This window comes from Streptomyces sp. NPDC001219 (assembly GCF_053597915.1).
The window spans coordinates 1-18,525 of record NZ_JBSFJF010000111.1 but is presented as its reverse complement, the minus strand read 5'-3'; the positions used below and the strand labels follow the sequence as shown (position 1 = coordinate 18,525).

At 72.1% G+C, this 18,525-nt stretch carries 11 protein-coding genes and 1 pseudogene; 7 read left to right on the top strand and 5 right to left on the bottom strand.

Annotated elements, in window-relative coordinates:
* The 4 genes and pseudogenes from ACWC9R_RS35275 to ACWC9R_RS35260 all read right to left on the bottom strand — a co-directional run.
* A pseudogene (locus ACWC9R_RS35275) lies at positions 1-242 on the bottom strand (dehypoxanthine futalosine cyclase); the annotation flags it as partial.
* A gap of 45 nt (positions 243-287) precedes the next feature.
* Positions 288-1,193, bottom strand: coding sequence for a menaquinone biosynthetic enzyme MqnA/MqnD family protein (locus ACWC9R_RS35270; protein WP_450737783.1), 906 nt, complete (start codon positions 1,191-1,193; stop codon positions 288-290).
* Positions 1,194-1,240: 47 nt separating this feature from the next.
* On the bottom strand, positions 1,241-2,011 hold the full coding sequence (locus ACWC9R_RS35265) for a thioesterase II family protein (protein WP_450737782.1): 771 nt from the start codon (positions 2,009-2,011) through the stop codon (positions 1,241-1,243).
* A 241-nt stretch (positions 2,012-2,252) separates the two neighbouring features.
* Positions 2,253-3,014: a VC0807 family protein gene (locus tag ACWC9R_RS35260; protein WP_450737781.1), complete on the bottom strand. Its 762-nt coding sequence runs from the start codon at positions 3,012-3,014 to the stop codon at positions 2,253-2,255.
* A gap of 398 nt (positions 3,015-3,412) precedes the next feature.
* On the opposite strand from ACWC9R_RS35260, the gene ACWC9R_RS35255 reads away from it, so the two are divergent.
* The 5 genes from ACWC9R_RS35255 to ACWC9R_RS35235 all read left to right on the top strand — a co-directional run bounded on the left by ACWC9R_RS35255 (position 3,413) and on the right by ACWC9R_RS35235 (position 8,339).
* Complete coding sequence (locus ACWC9R_RS35255) at positions 3,413-4,645, top strand: class I SAM-dependent methyltransferase (protein ID WP_450737779.1); 1,233 nt, start codon at positions 3,413-3,415, stop codon at positions 4,643-4,645.
* A 301-nt stretch (positions 4,646-4,946) separates the two neighbouring features.
* The gene (locus ACWC9R_RS35250; protein ID WP_450737777.1) at positions 4,947-5,585 is read left to right on the top strand and encodes a dTDP-4-dehydrorhamnose 3,5-epimerase family protein; all 639 of its coding nucleotides are present in this window, start codon (positions 4,947-4,949) and stop codon (positions 5,583-5,585) included.
* Complete coding sequence (locus ACWC9R_RS35245; RefSeq protein ID WP_450737775.1) at positions 5,578-6,558, top strand: NAD-dependent epimerase/dehydratase family protein; 981 nt, start codon at positions 5,578-5,580, stop codon at positions 6,556-6,558. The genes ACWC9R_RS35250 and ACWC9R_RS35245 overlap by 8 nt, the downstream gene beginning before the upstream one ends.
* A gap of 112 nt (positions 6,559-6,670) precedes the next feature.
* The gene (locus tag ACWC9R_RS35240; protein ID WP_450737773.1) at positions 6,671-7,453 is read left to right on the top strand and encodes an ABC transporter ATP-binding protein; all 783 of its coding nucleotides are present in this window, start codon (positions 6,671-6,673) and stop codon (positions 7,451-7,453) included.
* A gap of 157 nt (positions 7,454-7,610) precedes the next feature.
* Positions 7,611-8,339, top strand: coding sequence for an ABC transporter permease (locus tag ACWC9R_RS35235; RefSeq protein ID WP_450737785.1), 729 nt, complete (start codon positions 7,611-7,613; stop codon positions 8,337-8,339).
* On the opposite strand, the gene ACWC9R_RS35230 is transcribed toward ACWC9R_RS35235, so the two are convergent.
* On the bottom strand, positions 8,336-9,505 hold the full coding sequence (locus ACWC9R_RS35230) for a glycosyltransferase (RefSeq protein ID WP_450737772.1): 1,170 nt from the start codon (positions 9,503-9,505) through the stop codon (positions 8,336-8,338). The two genes, ACWC9R_RS35235 and ACWC9R_RS35230, sit on opposite strands and share 4 nt — an antisense overlap.
* 529 nt (positions 9,506-10,034) lie before the next feature.
* Here ACWC9R_RS35230 and ACWC9R_RS35225 point away from each other — a divergent pair.
* Together ACWC9R_RS35225 and ACWC9R_RS35220 are read left to right on the top strand one after the other, a co-directional pair.
* A complete protein-coding gene (locus ACWC9R_RS35225) occupies positions 10,035-17,279 on the top strand; it encodes a type I polyketide synthase (protein ID WP_450737770.1) in 7,245 nt (2,414 codons plus the stop codon).
* 39 nt (positions 17,280-17,318) lie between these two features.
* A complete protein-coding gene (locus ACWC9R_RS35220; RefSeq protein WP_450737768.1) occupies positions 17,319-18,353 on the top strand; it encodes a ketoacyl-ACP synthase III family protein in 1,035 nt (344 codons plus the stop codon).
* Positions 18,354-18,525: the final 172 nt, after the last annotated feature.

Genomic DNA, 18,525 nt, shown 5'->3' with positions numbered 1-18,525 from the left:
AACCGGCAGGCCGTCACACACACGTTGGTGTAGTTGATGTTGCGCTCGATGATGTACGTCGCGATGTGCTCGGTGCCGGCGTAGCGGCGGCGGCGGATCGTGTCGGCCACGCTGCCCAGCGCGTGCAGCGGAGCGAAACGGTAGAGGTCCAGCGCCTCTTCGGGGGTCACCCTGCCGCCCTCGGCGGCACGGTCCAGTACGGACTGGAGGCCACGGTCGGTGGCTTCGGACGGTCGGGGCATGTCGACGGCCTTTCCGGGTGTGCTTCGGGCTTGTTGCTGGTGAGGTCACATGCTGATGGCTTCGCTGCCCAGCAGCTGGACGCGGACGTCCGGCGGGAAGCCGGCCGGTCCGCCGCCCACCCTGCGGGCGAACTCCGTGATTCCGGCGAGCTGCCGCTCACCGAGGCTGAAGTCGAGGGCGGTGGTGTAGTAGTGCTCCAGCGTCCGGGCCTCGAACGCCTCCCACCGGGCGGCCTGTTCACAGACCTCCTTGACCGCGGCGAGGGACAGGTCACGGGACGCCAGCAGGTCGGCGTGGACGCGGTGGACGGTCTCCGGCTCCCTGGCGAGGTAGTCCTTGCGGGCGGCGAAGACGGCGAAGACGAAGGGCAGTCCGGTCAGGTCGCGCCACATCCGGCCCAGGTCGTGCACCTGCAGACCGAGCCGGGGCGCCTCGTGCAGGGAGGCCCGCAGGGCGGCGTCACCGATGACGACGGCCGCTCGTGCCTGTTGCATCATGGCCGCGAGGTCCGGGGCGCAGACGAAGTACTCGGGCTGGACGCCGACCGACTCCGCGAACAGCAGCTCGGCGAGCCGGACCGATGTCCGGCTGGTGGAGCCGAGTGCGACGGGTTCGCCGTCCAGCTGGTCCAGCGGGACCTGGCTGACGATCAGGCAGGACTCCACGGGGCCGTCGCTGCCCACGGCGATGTCCGGCAGCGCCACCAGGTCGTCGGCGTGCTTGAGGAATTCGAGGAGGCTGATCGGCCCGATGTCGAGCGTGCCGGCGACGAGTGCGTCGCTCAGGGTGTCCGGGCTGCCCTTCCTCAGGTCCAGGTCGAGCAGACTGCCGCTCCTGGCCAGCCCCCAGAACAGCGGCAGGCAGTTGAGGAAGTCGATGTGACCGACCCTGGGCCGTCGCCCGGTGCGCGGTGCGGGCGTGGCCTGCGCGGTGAGTAGCGGTTCAGACATGTCTGTCAGGGCTCCAGGGTGGCTCGGTCGGGACGGCGCGGCGCCCCCTACGCATGGTGAGGGAGAGCCGCAGCGGTGAAGTGGTCGCTGAGCACGGTCATCACCTCGTCCGGCCGGTCGGCCAGGTAGAAGTGCCCGCCGGGAAAGACCCGCAGGTCGAAGCCGCCGGTGGTGTGCGTGTCCCAGGCCCCGGCTTCGTCGAGGGTGGTCTTGGGGTCCTCGTCCCCGACGAGGACGGTGACAGGGCAGCGCACGACGGCCGCGGGCTCGCTCCGGTAGGTCTCGACCGCCTTGTAGTCGTTGCGGAGCGCGGGCAGCACCATCCGCAGCATCTCGTCGTCGTCGAGGAGCCGTGAGTCGGTTCCGCTCAGCGCCCGGAGTTCGGCGACGAGGCCGTCGTCGTCCCGCCGGTGCACCTGCTCGTCGCGGTACGCGGACGGCGCCCTGCGCCCGGAGGCGAACAGCCGCACGGGGCCGTCCCCGTCGCGTTCCAGCCGCCGTGCCACCTCGAAGGCCACCAGCGCGCCCATGCTGTGGCCGAAGAAGGTCAACGGCCGGTCGGACCAGGCGCCCAGCGCCTGGGCGATCCGGTCCGCCAGGAGGCGGATGTCGTCGATCGCCGGTTCCCGGCGGCGGTCCTGCCGCCCGGGGTACTGCACGGCGATCACGTCCACGCCGGGGCTGAGCGCGGCCGAGACGGGATGATAGAAGCTCGCGGAACCACCGGCGTGCGGGAAGCACACCAGGCGCCGGCCCGCGTCCGGGGCGGGGTGGAAACGCCGGCACCACAGGCCGTCGTCCGCAGTGGGTGAACTCATCGTTCTGATCCTTTCCGTGGACCGGTCCGGCCCCAGGGCCGGCACCGTTGTCCGAGCGGACCGGGAAACACTTGCTGCCGCCACTATCCAGTGGGCCCGGACCACCGGCACAAGGCCTGTCGGCCCGATGGGACGGAAGTCTGGGCGTTTCCCCGGTTCTCAGGTGTGGGGGAACCGGGCCGGTGGCGCAGCGGCGCACCCGGGGTCGGCGCGGTCACGCGGCGCGGTGCGCCGTGAGCGGTCACCGGCCGGGCGGCTGCTCCGCTCCGGCCGTCCCGTTGTCGTTCGTCTCCGAGTCTGCCGGTGATCCGGCCCCCGGCTTCCTCCTCCCCCGTCCGGGGAAGAGCAGCCGGAACACACCGGTCCGGTGCAGGACGATGTGCGTGATCACCTGAAGTACGAGGTAGGTCACGACGTAGAGCGCACCGTCGAGCGCCGGCACCGAATCGACGGGCAGGGCGTACGCCATGACCACCCGGAGCGCCGCGTCGACCAGCAGCCCGCATCCCCACAGCACCGTCAGGCCGCGCCAGGTACGCCGGAACTGCGGATCGTCCTGCCAATACCCTTCCAGCGTCTGCGACTTGCCCGGGAGCAGACTCTTGAGTGCCCGGTAGGCGAACGGACGGGAGGTGTAGAGCGTCCCGAGAATCCACAGCGCGATCAGCCCGGTGAACCAGCCGCCTCTCGCCAGGGCCAGGCGCGGACTGCCGGAGATGAGGGAACCGAGCCCGGCGAGCACGAGGATGGCGAGCACGAAGACGCCGACGCTGTCGACCCTGCGCTGTCTGACGATGGAGTATCCGGTGCTGAGGGCCGGCGCGGCGGCGCTGACCAGCAGCGACACCAGTTCACTGGAGCCCGCGCCGCGCAGCACGTAGTAGAGCCCCACGGGAAGGACGACATCGCAGAGCAATGTCACCGCGAACTGCCGGCGGGCTGCGGTCTCCTCCCTCCGATTGCTGTCCTGTGCCAACTCGGTCTCTTCAGGCAGTGCAGCCACCGCTGCTCCTTGAGTCGTCCGTTGCCGCCCGCCCGTGCCGGATCGGGTAGCTCTCCGAGGAGTCCGCGCCTCTGGAGCTCGACCGACTCTGTTCCCTGCCGTGTTGCGCCGTCAAGCAACAACACAGCGGCGAAGCCGCCCCGTCCGCGCCGGGGCAGTGGTGGCACAGCCGGGCCTGACCAGGGACGCAGCGGCGGCCGGCCGGCCCGTCGGCGCGGTGGCCTCGGCACGCGGGTTCTGGAGCATTTCCCAGAATTGTGATCCGGAGTCGCGATGCCCCTGGACGCCGGCATTAAGGTCGCCGGCAGATACCTGGCGGGGCTCACCGCGCCTGGCGTGGGATCACGGCGCCGGTTCCGATCCGGTCCAGCCGATGTGGAACGCGACCTGGAGAATCCATGATCATCGATGACTGCCGTGTCTGCGGCAACCGCACCCTGCTGCCGGTTCTCGACCTGGGCCCACAGGCCCTCACCGGCATCTTTCCCCGTACCCGGGACGAGGCGGTGCCCACGGTCCCCCTGGAGCTGGTCAAGTGCTCACCGGACGGCTGCGGCCTCGTGCAGCTCCGCCACACCGCCGACTTCGGGCTGATGTACGGGGACAACTACGGCTACCGCTCCGGCATACGCCCGTTCATGGTCCAGCATCTCCACCACAAGGTCGCGGCGATCACCGAACTCGTCGCCCCCGGTCCGGGCGATCTGGTGGTGGACATCGGCAGCAATGACTCCACGCTGCTGCGCGGCTATCCGACTCCCGGCCCGACACTGGTCGGCATCGACCCGACCGGGCCGAAGTTCCGCGAGCACTACCCGCCGGACGCCGAGCTGATCCCCGACTTCTTCTCCCGCGAGCAGTTCACCGAACGCTTCGGCTCGCGCCGGGCGAAGGTCGTCACCTCCATCGCGATGTTCTACGACCTGCCGCGGCCGATGGCGTTCATGCAGGACGTGTACGACGTCCTCGACGACGACGGTGTCTGGGTGATGGAGCAGAGCTATCTGCCGGCGATGCTCGAAGGCACCGCCTACGACGTGGTGTGCCATGAGCACCTGGAGTACTACGCGCTGGCGCAGATCGAGTGGATGGCCGAGCGCGTCGGATTCACCGTCCTCCAGGCCGAGCTGACCGAGGTGTACGGCGGCAGCCTCTGTGTGACCCTCGCCAAGCGGCCCGGCCGCTACCCCGTGGACGAGGCGGGCCTGGCCGCCGTCCGCGCCAGGGAGACCGCCCTCGGGCTGGACACCATGGCCCCGTTCGAGGCGTTCGCCAAGCGCGTCCATGACTACCGCGACCGCCTTCGGGACTTCCTCGACGACTCGCGCAAGGCGGGCAAGGTGACCCTCGGGTACGGCGCTTCGACCAAGGGCAATGTCATCCTGCAGTTCTGCGGGCTCACCGAGGAAGACCTGCCCTGCATCGGCGAGCCCAACGCGGACAAGTCCGGCTGCTTCACGCCCGGTTCGGGCATCCCCATCGTGTCGGAGGAGGAGGCCAAGTCCCGGCGCCCCGACCAGCTGCTGGTGCTCCCCTGGATCTACCGGGAGGGCTTCATGGAGCGGGAGAGCGCCTTCCTGGCCGACGGCGGCAAGCTGGTCTTCCCGCTGCCCGAGCTCTCCGTCGTCTGACCGTCCCGCCGCCGTCCGGCAGGGCCCCGCCGGCTCCGGCACTAGGGAATCTTCCACATGGGTGCGACCCATACTGAGGCAGACACAGCCGGGATCAGCCCGTCCCCCCGGTCGGCACACCCGGCCGTGCGCGGTACGCGACGAGCTGTGCCTGCCCCCGCAAGCAAGAACCTGTTTCCGAACGTGGTGGGAGCGCGACAACGTGAGTGACATGAGGCGCACCGAACCGATCCGGCAGCGGCGGCCCGGGACACGGCCCGCGGCGCCGTCCGCGCACGACGCCGCGGGCAGGTGATCCGTGATGCGTACCCGAAAGCTCGCCGTCGGCGGCGGATTCGAGTTCACCCCCGACGTCCACGCCGACCACCGCGGACTGTTCTTCTCGCCGTTGCAGGACGAGGCGTTCGTCGCGGCGGTCGGCCACCGGTTCCCCGTGGCGCAGACCAACCACAGCAGGTCGGCCAAGGGTGTGCTGCGGGGGCTCCACTTCACGGCGAATCCCCCGGGTCAGGTCAAGTACGTCTACTGCGCACGGGGGCAGGCGCTGGACGCCGTCGTGGACATCCGGGTGGGGTCGCCCACCTTCGGCCAGTGGGACCTCGTCACGCTGGACTCCGAGTCCTGCCGGGCCGTGTACATCCCCGACGGGCTCGCCCACGCCTTCCTGGCGCTGGAGGACGACACGATCATGTCGTACCTCGTGAGCAGTGCGTACCGGGCAGAGCTGGAGCACGCGATCGACCCGTTCGACCCCGCGATCGGGCTGCCCTGGCCACCCGGTGTGGAGTTCCGCCTGTCCGCGCGGGACACCGGCGCGCCCAGTCTGGCGGAGGCCGAGGCCCAGGGCCTGCTGCCGCAGTACGCCGACCGCCTGCCGAACGGGCCGGCCGCCGAACGGGCGGTGTGCCCCGACCAGTCGGGGGTCGCGCTCCGTGACTGATGAGGAGGACACCGTGGCACCGTCGGGCCCGGCCCCTGGTTCCCTTCGTGTCGCCGTGCTGGGGGCCACCGGGTGTATGGGCCGGCACATCTGCGCCGCCTTCGCGGCCGAGGGGAGCGAAGTCCTCGCGATCGCCCGGCGGCCCGCGCCACGCATCGCCGCGCACCGGTTCCAGTCCCTCGATGTCGCGGGCAGCACCAGCGAGGAGTTCGCCCGGGTGCTGGCCGGGGAGAACATCGACGCCGTGGTCAACGCCACCCTCGGCTGGGGGGACGAACTGCACCGCACCAACGTGCAGTTGGTGGAACGGCTCCTCGGCGCGCTGTCGCTGCTGCCGCGCCCTCCCCGGCTGGTCCACCTGGGCACCGTCCACGAGTACGGGCCGGTCCCCTTCGGCACGTCGATCCACGAGGGCATCACACCGGCTCCGGCGAACCCCTATGGCACGACGAAGCTCACCGCCTCGCAGATGGTCCTCGACGCCGTCCGGAACGGCACACTCGACGGCGTGGTCCTGCGGGTGGCCAACACCCTGGGGCCGCACCCCGCGCTGGAGAGCTTCTTCGGTTCCCTGGCGGTCCGGCTGCGCGGGGTCGACGTGGCCGCGGGCATCGAGCTGACCATCGCCGACGCCCGGCGTGACTACGTCGATGTCCGGGACGCCGCGGACGCCGTGGTCAGGGCGGCCCGGATCACGCGCGCCGACCCCCTGGTCAACATCGGCTGTGGCCAGGCGATGGGCGTACGGAAGCTGGTGGACGAACTCGTCACGGCCGCCGGGTTGCCGCCGGAGACGATCCGCGAGCGGCGCGGTGAGGTACACAGCAGGGGTGCCGACTGGGTCCGGGTCGACATCTCCCGCGCCGCCCGACTCCTCGGCTGGCACCCCCGGTTCAGCATCGGGGAGTCGATGCGGGCCATGTGGGACACCGTGTACGCGGACCAGTCGCTCCCGGCCCGGAACGCCGACTGACCCCGGGGCCCGCGCCGCTTCCGGTGACCCCGCGGGACACGGCCGCGGCCGGGGGTCACAGGGGTGCGCGGGGCACCGGACGAGATACCCATCCGCAAGGCAGGAGGCCGCCATGACGACCCCGATCATCCACGCCGAGGGGCTCTCCCGCACCTTCACGACCAAGAAGGGTCCGGTCGAGGCGGTGCGGGGCATCGACCTCACCGTGTCCGAGGGCGAGATCCTCGGCTTTCTCGGCCCCAACGGCGCCGGCAAGACCACCACGATGCGCATGCTCACCACGTTGCTGCCCCCCACCGGGGGAAGCGCCACCGTCGCCGGGCACGATCTGGCCGGCGACCCGGGCGGGGTGCGCAGGTGTATCGGCTATGTCGCCCAGGCGAGTGGGGTCGACCCGGCCGTCAGCGTGCGGGAGGAACTGATCACCCAGGGCCGGCTGTACCGGCTCAGCAAGACCGAGGCCAAGAACCGTGCCCGGGAACTCGCCGAGGATCTCGATCTCGCCGACCTCCTCGACCGGCCCACCCGGTCGCTCTCCGGCGGCCAGCGCCGCCGCCTCGACATCGCGCTGGGCCTGACCCACCGGCCCAGGCTGCTGTTCCTCGACGAGCCGACGACCGGGCTCGACCCCGGAAGCCGCTCCGACGTGTGGGATCTGGTGCGGCGCATCCGTGCCGAGGGCACCACGGTCTTCCTGACCACGCACTATCTCGACGAGGCGGACGTCCTCTCCGACCGGCTCGTCATCGTCGACGGCGGCCTGGTCGCCGCCGAGGGCACCCCGCAGGATCTGAAACTCCGCTACACGGGCTCCGAGGCAGCCAGCCTCCGCGAGGCCTTTCTCGCCATCACGGGGCACCACCCCCTCGCTCCCGACGTCCCGGTCGCCATCTGACCACCCGCTCCCCACGGAGGCTGACGTGCCGCACCCGTCCCCCACCACGTCCTCGGTGAGGACGGCATCCGAGCCCACGGAGGGTCCATCCCGACGCCACGCGGCCAGGACGAGAAGGAAGGCCTCCGGCCCGGCCGACGTCCTCGCCGACACCCGCCTGATCTTCGGGCGCTATCTGCGAGAGACGATGCGCGCCAAGATCAGCCTGGTGGTGGGTGTCCTCATGCCGCTGCTCATGCTGTTCTTCTTCGGTCCACTCCTGACCCGGATTCCGCTCGGTACCGGTGGCGACGCCTGGCAGACGCTGGTGCCGGGGCTTCTGGTGCAACTCGGCCTGTTCAGCGCGGCCTTCGCCGGCTTCGGCATTCTGATCGAGAAGCAGAACGGTGTGATCGAGCGGATGCAGGTCACCCCGGTCAGCCGGGTGGCGCTGCTGATGGGGCGGGTGCTGTGCGATGTGGTGAAGCTGCTCGCCCAGTCACTGCTCCTGGTGCTCGCGGGCGTGACGATGGGGTTGCGCGCCCCGGTGCTCGGTGTCCTCATCGCCTTTCTGTTCGTCGCGGTGCTCACGGTGGCGCTGGCTTCGCTGTCCTATGCGCTGGCCATGCGGCTGGAGTCCCCCGAAGGGTTCGCTCCCGTGATCAACACCGTCAACCTGCCGGTCATGCTGCTCTCCGGCATCCTGCTGCCGATGGCGCTCGCGCCCCGGTGGCTGGACGTGATCTCGCGCTTCGTGCCGCTGCGCTACCTGGTGGAAGCGGTCCGGGCCGCGTTCCTCGGCCAGTACGGCAGCACCGCGATGATCCGCGGCGCACTGATGGCGGCGGCACTCGCCGCGGTCTCGGTCCTCCTCGGCGCGCGGGTGTTCCGCAAGGCCGGCGGTTAACACGCTCGGTGGAGGCTGTCCCGTACGTCCGTGAGGTTCAGGGCCGGCAGCCGGGACAGCTCGGCGGCGGCCGCGCGCATGGCGGCACCGTAGCGCGGGGTGCCCAGGAGTGCCGTCAGGGCGTCGGCGATCTCGCCGCGGCTCGCGGTGACGTCCAGCGCCCGGCCCAGGCCGCGGCGGGCGAACGCGGCGGTGTTGTCGGGCTGATCGGCGAGAACACCCAGGCCCAGGACGGGCGTTGCGCCCTGCACCGCGTCGAGCAGGGATGCCCGGCCACCGTGCGTCACGAACAGATCGGCCCGGTGCAGCAGCGCGGGCTGCGGGGCATGCGCGACGACCGTGAGGTGCGGGCTCGCACTCGGCAGGTGCTGCGCGAGGTCTCCCGCGGACACGATCGCGTCGCAGTCGAGCGCGCGGAGTGCGGCCATGATCTCCCGGTACGCGTTCTCGACGACGGTACGCAGGCCGGACATCGCGGTGGTCAGGGTGCCGAGGCTCACGTAGACGAGCGGGCGCGCCGGGCGCAGGGAGAGGTCACGGTCCAGCCCCTCGGGGAGGGTGGTGCGGAAGTCCGCGACGGTGCGTCGGACCGCGCGCGCCGAGGGCGGCGGCGTCGTGTGGAACCAGTGGACCGGCGCGGGCGTGAGCATCGGAGGGAGCGTTGGGGTGTCCTGCTCGTACTGCTTGTAGAGGGGCAGCAGCGCGGGCGCGATATGGGTGTCCCAGAGGTCCAGGAGCACCGGCCCGAGGCCGTTGTCCGCTGCGAGCAGGGGCAGTTGCAAGGCCCTGGCCGCGAGGTGCGCGCCGAGGTCGCTGCACTCGGCTATCACCAGATCGGGCCGCTCCTGTGTCCACGCGGTGAGCAGGTCATGGGCCTTCGTCTCGGCCTGTCCGGGCCAGAGGTGGCCGAAGACGTACCGGTTGAAGGGGGCGTTTCCGTGCCTCTGCCAGACCTCGCTCGCCGCCTGCTGGACGCCGGGATCGCACGTCCAGTCCGTACCGGCGGCGGAGAATCCCACCCCGCGTCGCCGGGCTTCGCGGCGGAACATGGCAGGGGCGTGGAGCGTGACCTGGTGGCCCTGTTCAAGGGCCGGGCAGGTGACGTAGTCCAGCGCGGAGACATGCGAAGGTATGGGCTCGGCGGTGATCGCTATCCGTAAGGCCACCAGGGCACTCCAAGGTCTCTTCGTCGGGTCAACGCCCGGGCGGGGCAGCGGCATTCGGCCGCTTCGGCCGTGCTGCGCTGTGGCGCGTGCCTCGGTGGTCCGGCTGGTGCGTTGCCGAGGCGGATCGAGCCTGCGGCACGACCCGTCCCAGTCGCCACCAGCGGCGGGCAGTCCGGGATTCGGGAACGTCTGAACCAGTCGTGACCAGCAGATATGCGCGTCATCTGGAACGCTGAGAAGGGACGCCGGGCAGTTCCGGGCGCCCTTGGCGCCGGGTGACGGGCGAACGGCCCATGTGGGGCCATGACACGGCGCCCCCACTCGTCGTGGTCCGCGCCGCGCACCGCTTCCGTGGGTATCGCGAGGGATTCCCCTAGAGGGGATCTGGTCATACTGGCCCCCCGCCGGCAGGTTCCAGCACTTCCGGGTGCCCGGGTCCGAGCGGCGATGGCAGCGCCTGGAGCGGCTCCGCCCTGGTTGTCGGCGGCACCGCGTCTCCGTTCCCCATGTTGATTGGAATCCGAGAAGCGTGAGTGACACGTTGCGCAATGAGCTGATCCGGCCGCTGCATGAACTGCTTTCACGCAACGCCCGTCGCTTTCCGGAGAAGACCGCGTTCCGGGACGCACAGCGGTCCGTGACCTACCGGGATCTGGAGGAGCGTACGCGCAGGCTGGCCGGACACCTCGCGGACCTGGGAGTGGCACGCGGTGACCGGGTGCTGCTGCGGATGGGCAACCGCGTCGAGATGATGGAGAGCTACGCGGCCGTGGCCCGGGCCGGTGCCGTCGGCGTACCGCTCAATCCGCAGTCGACCGATGCCGAGTTCGCCCATCATCTCGACGACAGCGGGGCCGTCCTGGTCATCAGTGGTGCCGCCCAGGCGGAGCAGGTGCTCGAAGTCACCGGACGGGCGGCGTCGGCCGGAACCGTCGTGGTGGTCGGAGCGGCCGCCGAAGTGCCGGACGGAGCACTGCGGTTCGAGACGCTCGCGAGCACCGAGCCGGAGAGCACGGCGCGCGACGACCTCGGCCTGGCCGAGCCTGCCTGGATGCTCTACACCTCGGGCACCACGGGGCGTCCCAAGGGTGTGGTGTCGACGCAGCAGTCCTCGCTGTGGGCCACCGCGTCCTGCACCGTGCCCCTGTTCGGCCTGGGCCCGGAGGACCGGGTGCTGTGGCCGATGCCGTTGTTCCACGCCGTGTCCCACAGCGTCGGGTTCCTGGGCGTGCTGGCTGTCGGCGCCACGGCACGCCTCATGGTGGGCGCGGCGGCCGACGAGATCCTGCGGGCGGCACAGGAGGACCGGTCCACCTTCCTGGTGGCCGTGCCGACCCTGTTGCACCGCATGCTGGAGGCCGGGCGGGAGAAGGGTGCCGGACTCCCCTTCCTGCGGTTCTGCTTGGCGGCCGGTTCGGCCTCCCCGGCCGGCCTGCACGAGGCCTTCGAGGACACCTTCGGCGTCCGTCTGCTCGACAGTTACGGAAGCACCGAGACCGGTGGTGCGATCACCACGCACGTCCCGGGCGGGCCCAAGATGCCGGGCTCCTGCGGGCAGCCGGTGCCCGGGCTCACCGTGCGGCTGACCGATCCCCGGACCGGGGTGGAGGTCGCCGCGGGCGACGAGGGCGAGGTGTGGGTCAGCAGCCCGGCGCTGATGCTCGGCTACCACAACCAGCCGGAGGAGACCCGGGCGGTGCTCTTCGACGGCTGGTACCGCACCGGGGACCTCGCCCGCCAGGACGCGGCGGGCTTCCTCACCCTCACCGGCCGGGCCAGGGAACTCATCATCCGTGGCGGCGAGAACATCCATCCGCGGGAGATCGAAGAGGTCCTGACGCGGGTGCCCGGAGTGCACGACGCCGCGGTGGCCGGCCGGCCGCACGAGGTGCTCGGCGAAGTGCCGGTCGCCCATGTCGTCCCGGGGCCCGAAGGCATCGACGCGGGGCTGCTCCTGGAGGCCTGCCGACGGGAGCTGTCCTACTTCAAGGTGCCCGAGGAGTTCCGCAGCGTCGCCGAGATCCCCCGCAACGCGGCGGGCAAGATCGTCCGTCGGCTCCTGGTGGAACGTCCCGGCGAGCTGCTGGCCGTCAGCCCCTCGGCCGGTCTCCGCCCGGACCCGCCCTCCCCCACGGACGGCGCGGACCGCACGGAGGGCACCGGCGCGCCGGAGGCCTCCGCCACGGCGCTCGCCCCCGCGCCCGACGGAGCCCCGGTCGGCGGCCGGGGTCTGCTCGGCCTCGTACGCTCCGCCGTCGCCGAGGTCCTCGGATTCGGCTCCGCCCAGGAGGTGGCGACGGACCGGCCGCTGCACGAGTTCGGTTTCACCTCGCTGGCCGCGGTGGCCCTGCGCGACCGGCTGTCCGCCGCCACCGGACGGCAGCTGTCGGCCGCGATCGTCTACGACTATCCGACGGTGACCGCCCTGACCTCCTACCTGGAGGGCGAACTGCCGCACACCGCGCCCCCGGCCGACGACACCGCGGACGTCGGGCCCGCCGCTCCGGACGAGCCCGTGGCCATCGTCGCGATGGGCTGCCGCTATCCCGGGGGCGTCACCTCGCCGCAGGAACTGTGGGACCTGGTGGCCTCGGAGACCGACGCCGTGACCGGTTTCCCCTCCGACCGGGGCTGGGACCTGGACGCGCTGTACGACCCGGACCCCGACAAGCCCGGCACCTCCTACACGCGGGAGGGGGCGTTCCTGGACGAGGCGGGCCGGTTCGACGCGGCGTTCTTCGGGATCTCGCCGCGGGAGGCGCTGGCGATGGACCCGCAGCAGCGGCTGCTGCTGGAGACGGCCTGGGAGACCTTCGAACGCGCGGGTATCGAGCCGACGTCGCTGAAGGGCAGCACGACCGGTGTGTTCGTCGGCGCGCTGGCGCAGGAGTACGGCTCCACCCTGCTGCACGAGGCGCCGAAGGGCCTGGACGGCGTGCTGTTGACGGGCAACGCGCTCAGTGTGCTCTCGGGCCGGCTGTCCTACTTCCTGGGACTGCAGGGTCCCGCCCTCACGGTGGACACGGCGTGCTCGTCCTCCCTGGTCGCCCTGCACCTCGCGGCGGAGTCGCTGCGGCAGGGTGAGTGCACCCTGGCACTGGCCGGCGGGGTGACCGTCATCGCGACTCCGGGCGCCTTCACCGCGTTCAGCACCCAGCGCGCCATGGCGCCCGACGGCCGGTGCAAGCCGTTCGCCGCGGCGGCGGACGGCACCGGCTGGGGCGAGGGCGTGGGGTTGCTGCTGCTGGAGCGGTTGTCCGACGCGCGGCGCAACGGGCACCAGGTGCTGGCGGTCATCCGGGGTTCCGCGGTCAATCAGGACGGCGCCTCCAACGGTCTGACCGCCCCGAACGGTCTCGCCCAGCAGCGCGTCATCCGCGCCGCCCTGGCCCACGCCGGTCTGTCGGCCGCCGACGTCGACGCGGTCGAGGCGCACGGGACGGGGACGACGCTGGGCGACCCGATCGAGGCGCGGGCCCTGCTGGCGACGTACGGCCGGGACCGGCCGGAGGACCGGCCGCTACGGCTGGGTTCGGTGAAGTCGAACATCGGGCACACCCAGGCCGCGGCCGGGGCGGCCGGAGTGATCAAGATGGTGCAGGCCCTGCGCCACGGCGTCCTGCCCCGCACCCTCCACGTCGACGAGCCGTCCCCCCATGTCGACTGGACCACCGGCGCCGTGGAACTCCTCACCGAGCAGACGCCCTGGCCGGACGCGCACGGACCCCGCCGGGCCGGGGTGTCCTCCTTCGGTCTCAGCGGCACCAACGCCCACCTGGTGCTGGAGGAGGCGCCGGACGGGCCCGCGGCGGCGCCGGAGGGTGCGGACACGGACGGCAGCATGCTGTCGCTGGACGGGGGTGGCGGCGATTCCGGTGTCCTGCCCCTGGTCCTGTCAGCCCGCGAGGAACGGGCACTGCACGCTCAGGCCGAACGCCTGGCCAGCTTCCTCGATCAACACCCGCAAGCCCCCCTCCCCCACGTCACCCGCACCCTCGCCTCCCGAACCGTCTTCGACCACCGCGCGGCCGTCGTCGGCACCACCCACACCGAACTGGCCACCGCCCTACGCACCCTCCCCACCACACCCACCCACACCGGTCCCGCCCTCACCCACTCCGGCCCCGCCCTCGCCGACCCCGTCTTCGTCTTCCCCGGACAAGGCTCCCAGTGGCACGGCATGGCCACCGGCCTCCTCGCCACCAACGACACCTTCGCCCACCACCTCCACACCTGCGAACAGGCCCTCACCCCCTACATCGACTGGTCACTCACCGGCGTCCTCCACCACGCGCCCGACCAGCCCACCCTCGACCGCGTCGACGTCGTCCAACCCGCCCTCTGGGCCGTCATGGTCGCCCTCGCCGCCACCTGCCGGAGCCTCGGCATCCAGCCCGCGGCAGTCCTCGGCCACTCCCAAGGCGAGATCGCCGCCGCCACCGTCGCCGGCGCGCTCACCCTCCACGACGCCGCCCGCATCACCGCCGTCCGCTCCCAACTCCTCACCACCCTCGCCGGCAACGGCGGCATGACCTCCCTGGCCACCGACCCCGACACCGCGCACGACCTCATCACGACGCTCCGCCTCGACGCCCACATCGCCGCCGTCAACAGCCCCGCCCATACCGTCGTCTCCGGCACACCCCACGCCCTCGACCGACTCCAGCAGCACTGCGACCAGCACCGCATCCGCGCCCGCCGCATCCCCGTCGACTACGCCTCCCACTCACCCCAGATGGAGCAGCTCCACGACAAGCTCCTCCACCACCTCGCGCCCCTCACCCCACGCCCCGCCACCGTCCCCTACTACTCCTCCCTCACCGGCACCCGCCTCCAGGGCACCGAACTCGACGCCGAGTACTGGTACCAGAACCTGCGCCACACCGTCGACTTCCACGCCGCCACCCAAGCCCTCCTCACCGACAGCCACCACACCTACCTGGAAATCAGCCCGCACCCCGTCCTCACCCTCCCCCTCCACCAGACACTCCAGGAGAGCCTCCCCCGCACCACCCCGCGCGCCGTCCTCCCCACCCTCCACCGCGACCACGCCACCCACCACGACCTGCTCACCGCCACCGCCACCGCCTACACCCACGGCATCCCCCTCCACGCCCCCGCCACCACCCCGCCCCACCCCGACCTCCCCACCTACCCCTTCCAAGGCCACCACCAGTGGCTGAAGGCGGCCCCCGGGAGGTCCCGCGGCGACTCGGGCATCGGCGCCGTGCGCGGGGAGCACCCGCTTCTGCGGGCGGCCGTCGAACTCCCCGACTCCGACACGGTGTTGTTCACGGGACGGCTCTCGACGGCCGCGTACGGCTGGCTCGCCCGGCGCGAGGCCGGCGGTGTCCCGCTGGCGCCCGATCCGGTGCTGGTCGAACTGGCCGTCAGGGCCGGTGACCAGGTGGGCTTCGGGAAGCTGGCGGAGCTGACGGTGCAGGCCCCCCTGGTGCTGCCGGAGTCCGGGGCCGTCCAGCTCCGGGTCACGGTCGGTGAGCCCGGGGAGGCAGGGAGGCGTCCGGTGTCCGTGCACTCACGGCGGGGCGAGGAAGGCCTCGGACGGCCGTGGACCCGCCATGCGACGGGATCGCTGGCCGAGGAGGGCCCGGCACCCGGTTGGGACCTGACGGCGTGGCCCCCGGCCGAGGCCGAAGAGGTGCGGTCCGGCGAGGAAGCGGCGGACAGCCGGGGTGACGCCGCGCCGGTCGCGCCCGTCGTGTGGCGACGCGGTGACGAGCTCTTCGCCGAGGTCGCCCTGCCCGAGCGGCTGCGGCCGGAGGCGGCGGAGTTCGGGCTGCACCCGATCCTGGCGGACGCGGCGCTGGAGCCGCTGCGGACCAACGGCGTGCTGCCCGCGGGGCCGTGGCGGGCCGGGACCTGGCAGGGCGTTTCCCTGCATGCCTCCGGGGCCGGTGTGCTGCGGGTGCGCATCAGCCCGCTCCCCGACGGCTCCTTCTCGGTACGGGCGGCGGATGCCACCGGAGCTCCGGTGCTGACGGTGGAGTCCCTGACACCGCGAACGGTCTCCCGGAGCGGAGTCCGCACGGCGGGTGCCGCCCAGCAGGACGGCCTGTTCGGCGTCGAGTGGACCGACAGGGACCTCGCGTCGGTGGCCGGCGCGGTGCCCGCGAAGTGGGCGGTCGTCGGCGAGGACTCCCTGGGCGTGCGCTCGGGGCTGATGTCGGCGGGCCAGTACGCCGAGGCGTACCCCGATCCCGAGGCGCTGGCCGCGGCCGTCGGCGACTCCTCCGGTGCGCCCGAGGTGGTCGTGGTGACCTGCGCGTCCGACACGTCCGTGGAGCGGACCGGTGCGGAGCTGGCGGGTGCCGTCCACGACACCACGCGCCGGGCGCTGGAGTGGGCACGGTCCTGGGTGACGACCCCCGCGTTCGACCGGTCCCGGCTGGTGTTCCTCACCCGGGGTGCGGTGCCCGCCTGGGACGGCGTCGGGGTGAGCGGCCGGCTCGACCTCACGGCCGCCGCGGTATGGGGATTGGTGCGCTCGGCGCAGACCGAATTCCCGGGCCGTTTCCTGCTGGTGGACACGGACGGCGGCAAGCCGGCCTGGCGGGCGCTGCTGAGGGCCGTGGGTTCCGGCGAGCCGCAGTGGGCCCTGCGCAAGCGAGCGGTACGGGTGCCGCGACTGGTCCGCCGCTCCCCCGGGAGCGAGGCCGGTGCGGCGGCGTTCCCCGGCGGTGCCGAGGGCACGGTGCTGGTGACCGGCGGTACCGGCCTGCTGGGCAGCGCGGTCGCCCGTCACCTGGTCGTGGAACACGGCGTACGGCATCTGCTGCTGATCGGCCGGCAGGGACTCGGTGCGCCGGGCGCGGCCGAACTCCGGCAGGAACTGGTCGCGTTGGGCGCAGAGGTCGGCGTGGCCGACTGCGATGTGACGGATGGTCAGGCACTGGCGGAACTGGTGGCGGGGCTCCCGGCCGACCGTCCGCTCCGGGCCGTGGTGCACACCGCCGCCCTGCTCGACGACGGTGTGCTTCCGTCCCTGACGCCCGACCGGCTGAGCGCGGTGCTCCGGCCCAAGGTGGACGCGGTGCTCGCGCTGCGGGAGGCGACCCGGGACGCGGACCTGTCGGCGTTCGTGCTGTTCTCGTCGGTCGCGGGTGTCCTCGGCGGCGCGGGGCAGGGCAGCTACGCGGCGGCCAACGCCTTCCTCGACACGTTCGCCCACCAGGCACGCTCCCAGGGAGTCCCCGCGACGTCGATCGCCTGGGGCATCTGGGCTGGTCGCGACCTGGTCACCGCGGGCAGGGCACGGCTGGCGCTGCCGGGGGTGGGGGAACTCCCCCCGGCGCACGGTCTCCAGCTGTTCGACGCGGCGTGCGGGCCGGGGCACGGGCTCACCGTCGCGGCCCGGCTGGACTTCGGTGTGCTGCACGAGCGGGCCAGGGCCGGGGAGGCACCCGCGCTGCTCCGTTCCCTGCTGCCGGCCCCGGACCGCCGGGCGGCGCGGGACACCCCGGCGGAGGCGACGGAACTGCGGCACCTGCTGGCTTCGATGACCGACGCGGAACGCGACACGACGCTGACCGGTCTCGTGCGGGAGCAGATCGCGGCCGTGCTGGGGCACCCGTCCGCTGACCCGGTGACCGCGACGACGGAACTGAGCGGGCTCGGCTTCGACTCCCTGACCTCGCTCACCCTCCGCAACGCCCTGAACGTCGCCACCGAGCTCACCCTCGCGCCCGGCGTCGCCTTCGAGTTCACGACACCCGCCGAACTGGCCCAGCACATCAAGGAACAGCTGCTCGCCTGAGCCCGGCCCCGGTGCCGGACAGAAACGGAGACATCCCGCATGAGGGTAGAGAACGTCCACATCAACTCGCTGGGAGTCGCTCTGCACGAGTGGGTGAGCGCGGAACAGGCGGTGGCCGACGGCCGCCTGGGCCCGGAGGTGACGGCGGCGAACGGACTCACCGGAACCCATGTGTCCGGTGCGGTGCCGGCCGTCGACCTCGCGGTGTCGGCCGCCCGGAACGCCCTGGAGCGTGCGCGGTTCGACCCCGACGAGATCGGGTCGCATCTCCACAGCGCGGTCTCCTACCAAGGTCCCGTGGGTTCCTATCCTCCCGGGTACATCCAGCGGGAGCTGGGCCTGGAGGGTGTCTCCGCGCTCTACCTCCAGCAGGGCTGCAACGGCATGCTGGGCGCCCTGGAGGTGGCCATCGGCCAGCTGACCGGCGCCGCGCAGACGGAGGCCGTACTGCTGACGACGGGGGAGAACTTCTCCGGCCCGGACCTCGACCGGTGGACGGGCTTCGACCAGTCGTACTTCCTCGGAGACGGGGGCGCCGCCGCGCTGCTCAGCGCGGAGGAGGGCTTCGCCGAGGTGCGGTCACTGCACGCCGGGCTGCTGCCCTCACTGGAGAAGTGGCACCGCGGCGACGGCCCGATGCTGCTGAACGGGGAGCCCGCTTCGATGGCGGACATGGCGGAGCGGGTCAGCCGGTTCGCGGAGACCGAGCTGTCGCTGTCGGAGACGCTGGAGCGGCTGAGCGTCTTCGACCTGGGCATCATCCACCGGGCCCTGGTCGACGCCGACCTGAACGCCTCCGATCTCGCCAAGGTCGTGCCGATCCACATGGACGGCCGGATGATCGAGTACTCGGTCATGGCGCCGCTCGGGCTGCCGATGTCGAAGTCGTCCTTCGACATCGGCAGGGGCATCGGTCATGTCGGCGGTGCGGACGTCTTCCTCTCCCTGGAGCACCTGGTCCGCACGGCAGAGGTCGGCCCCGGCGAACACGTCCTGCTGGTCTCCCAGGGCCCCGGCTGGATCTGCACCGCCTGCGTCGTCACCATCAGGGATCTCCCGGCCTGGACGGTGTGACGCGAGCGGGTAGGACGCGAGCGCCGGGGCGGGCCTTTGACGGGCCCGCCCCGGCGCTCCGGCCTTCGGAGGGAGCCCCCTAGGACCTGTCGTCAAACTCCCGCCTGCCCCGCGGCGCCTGGCACGCACGCTCGCTGCGTTGTCGGGTTCGCCCCGATACACCCAGTATCGG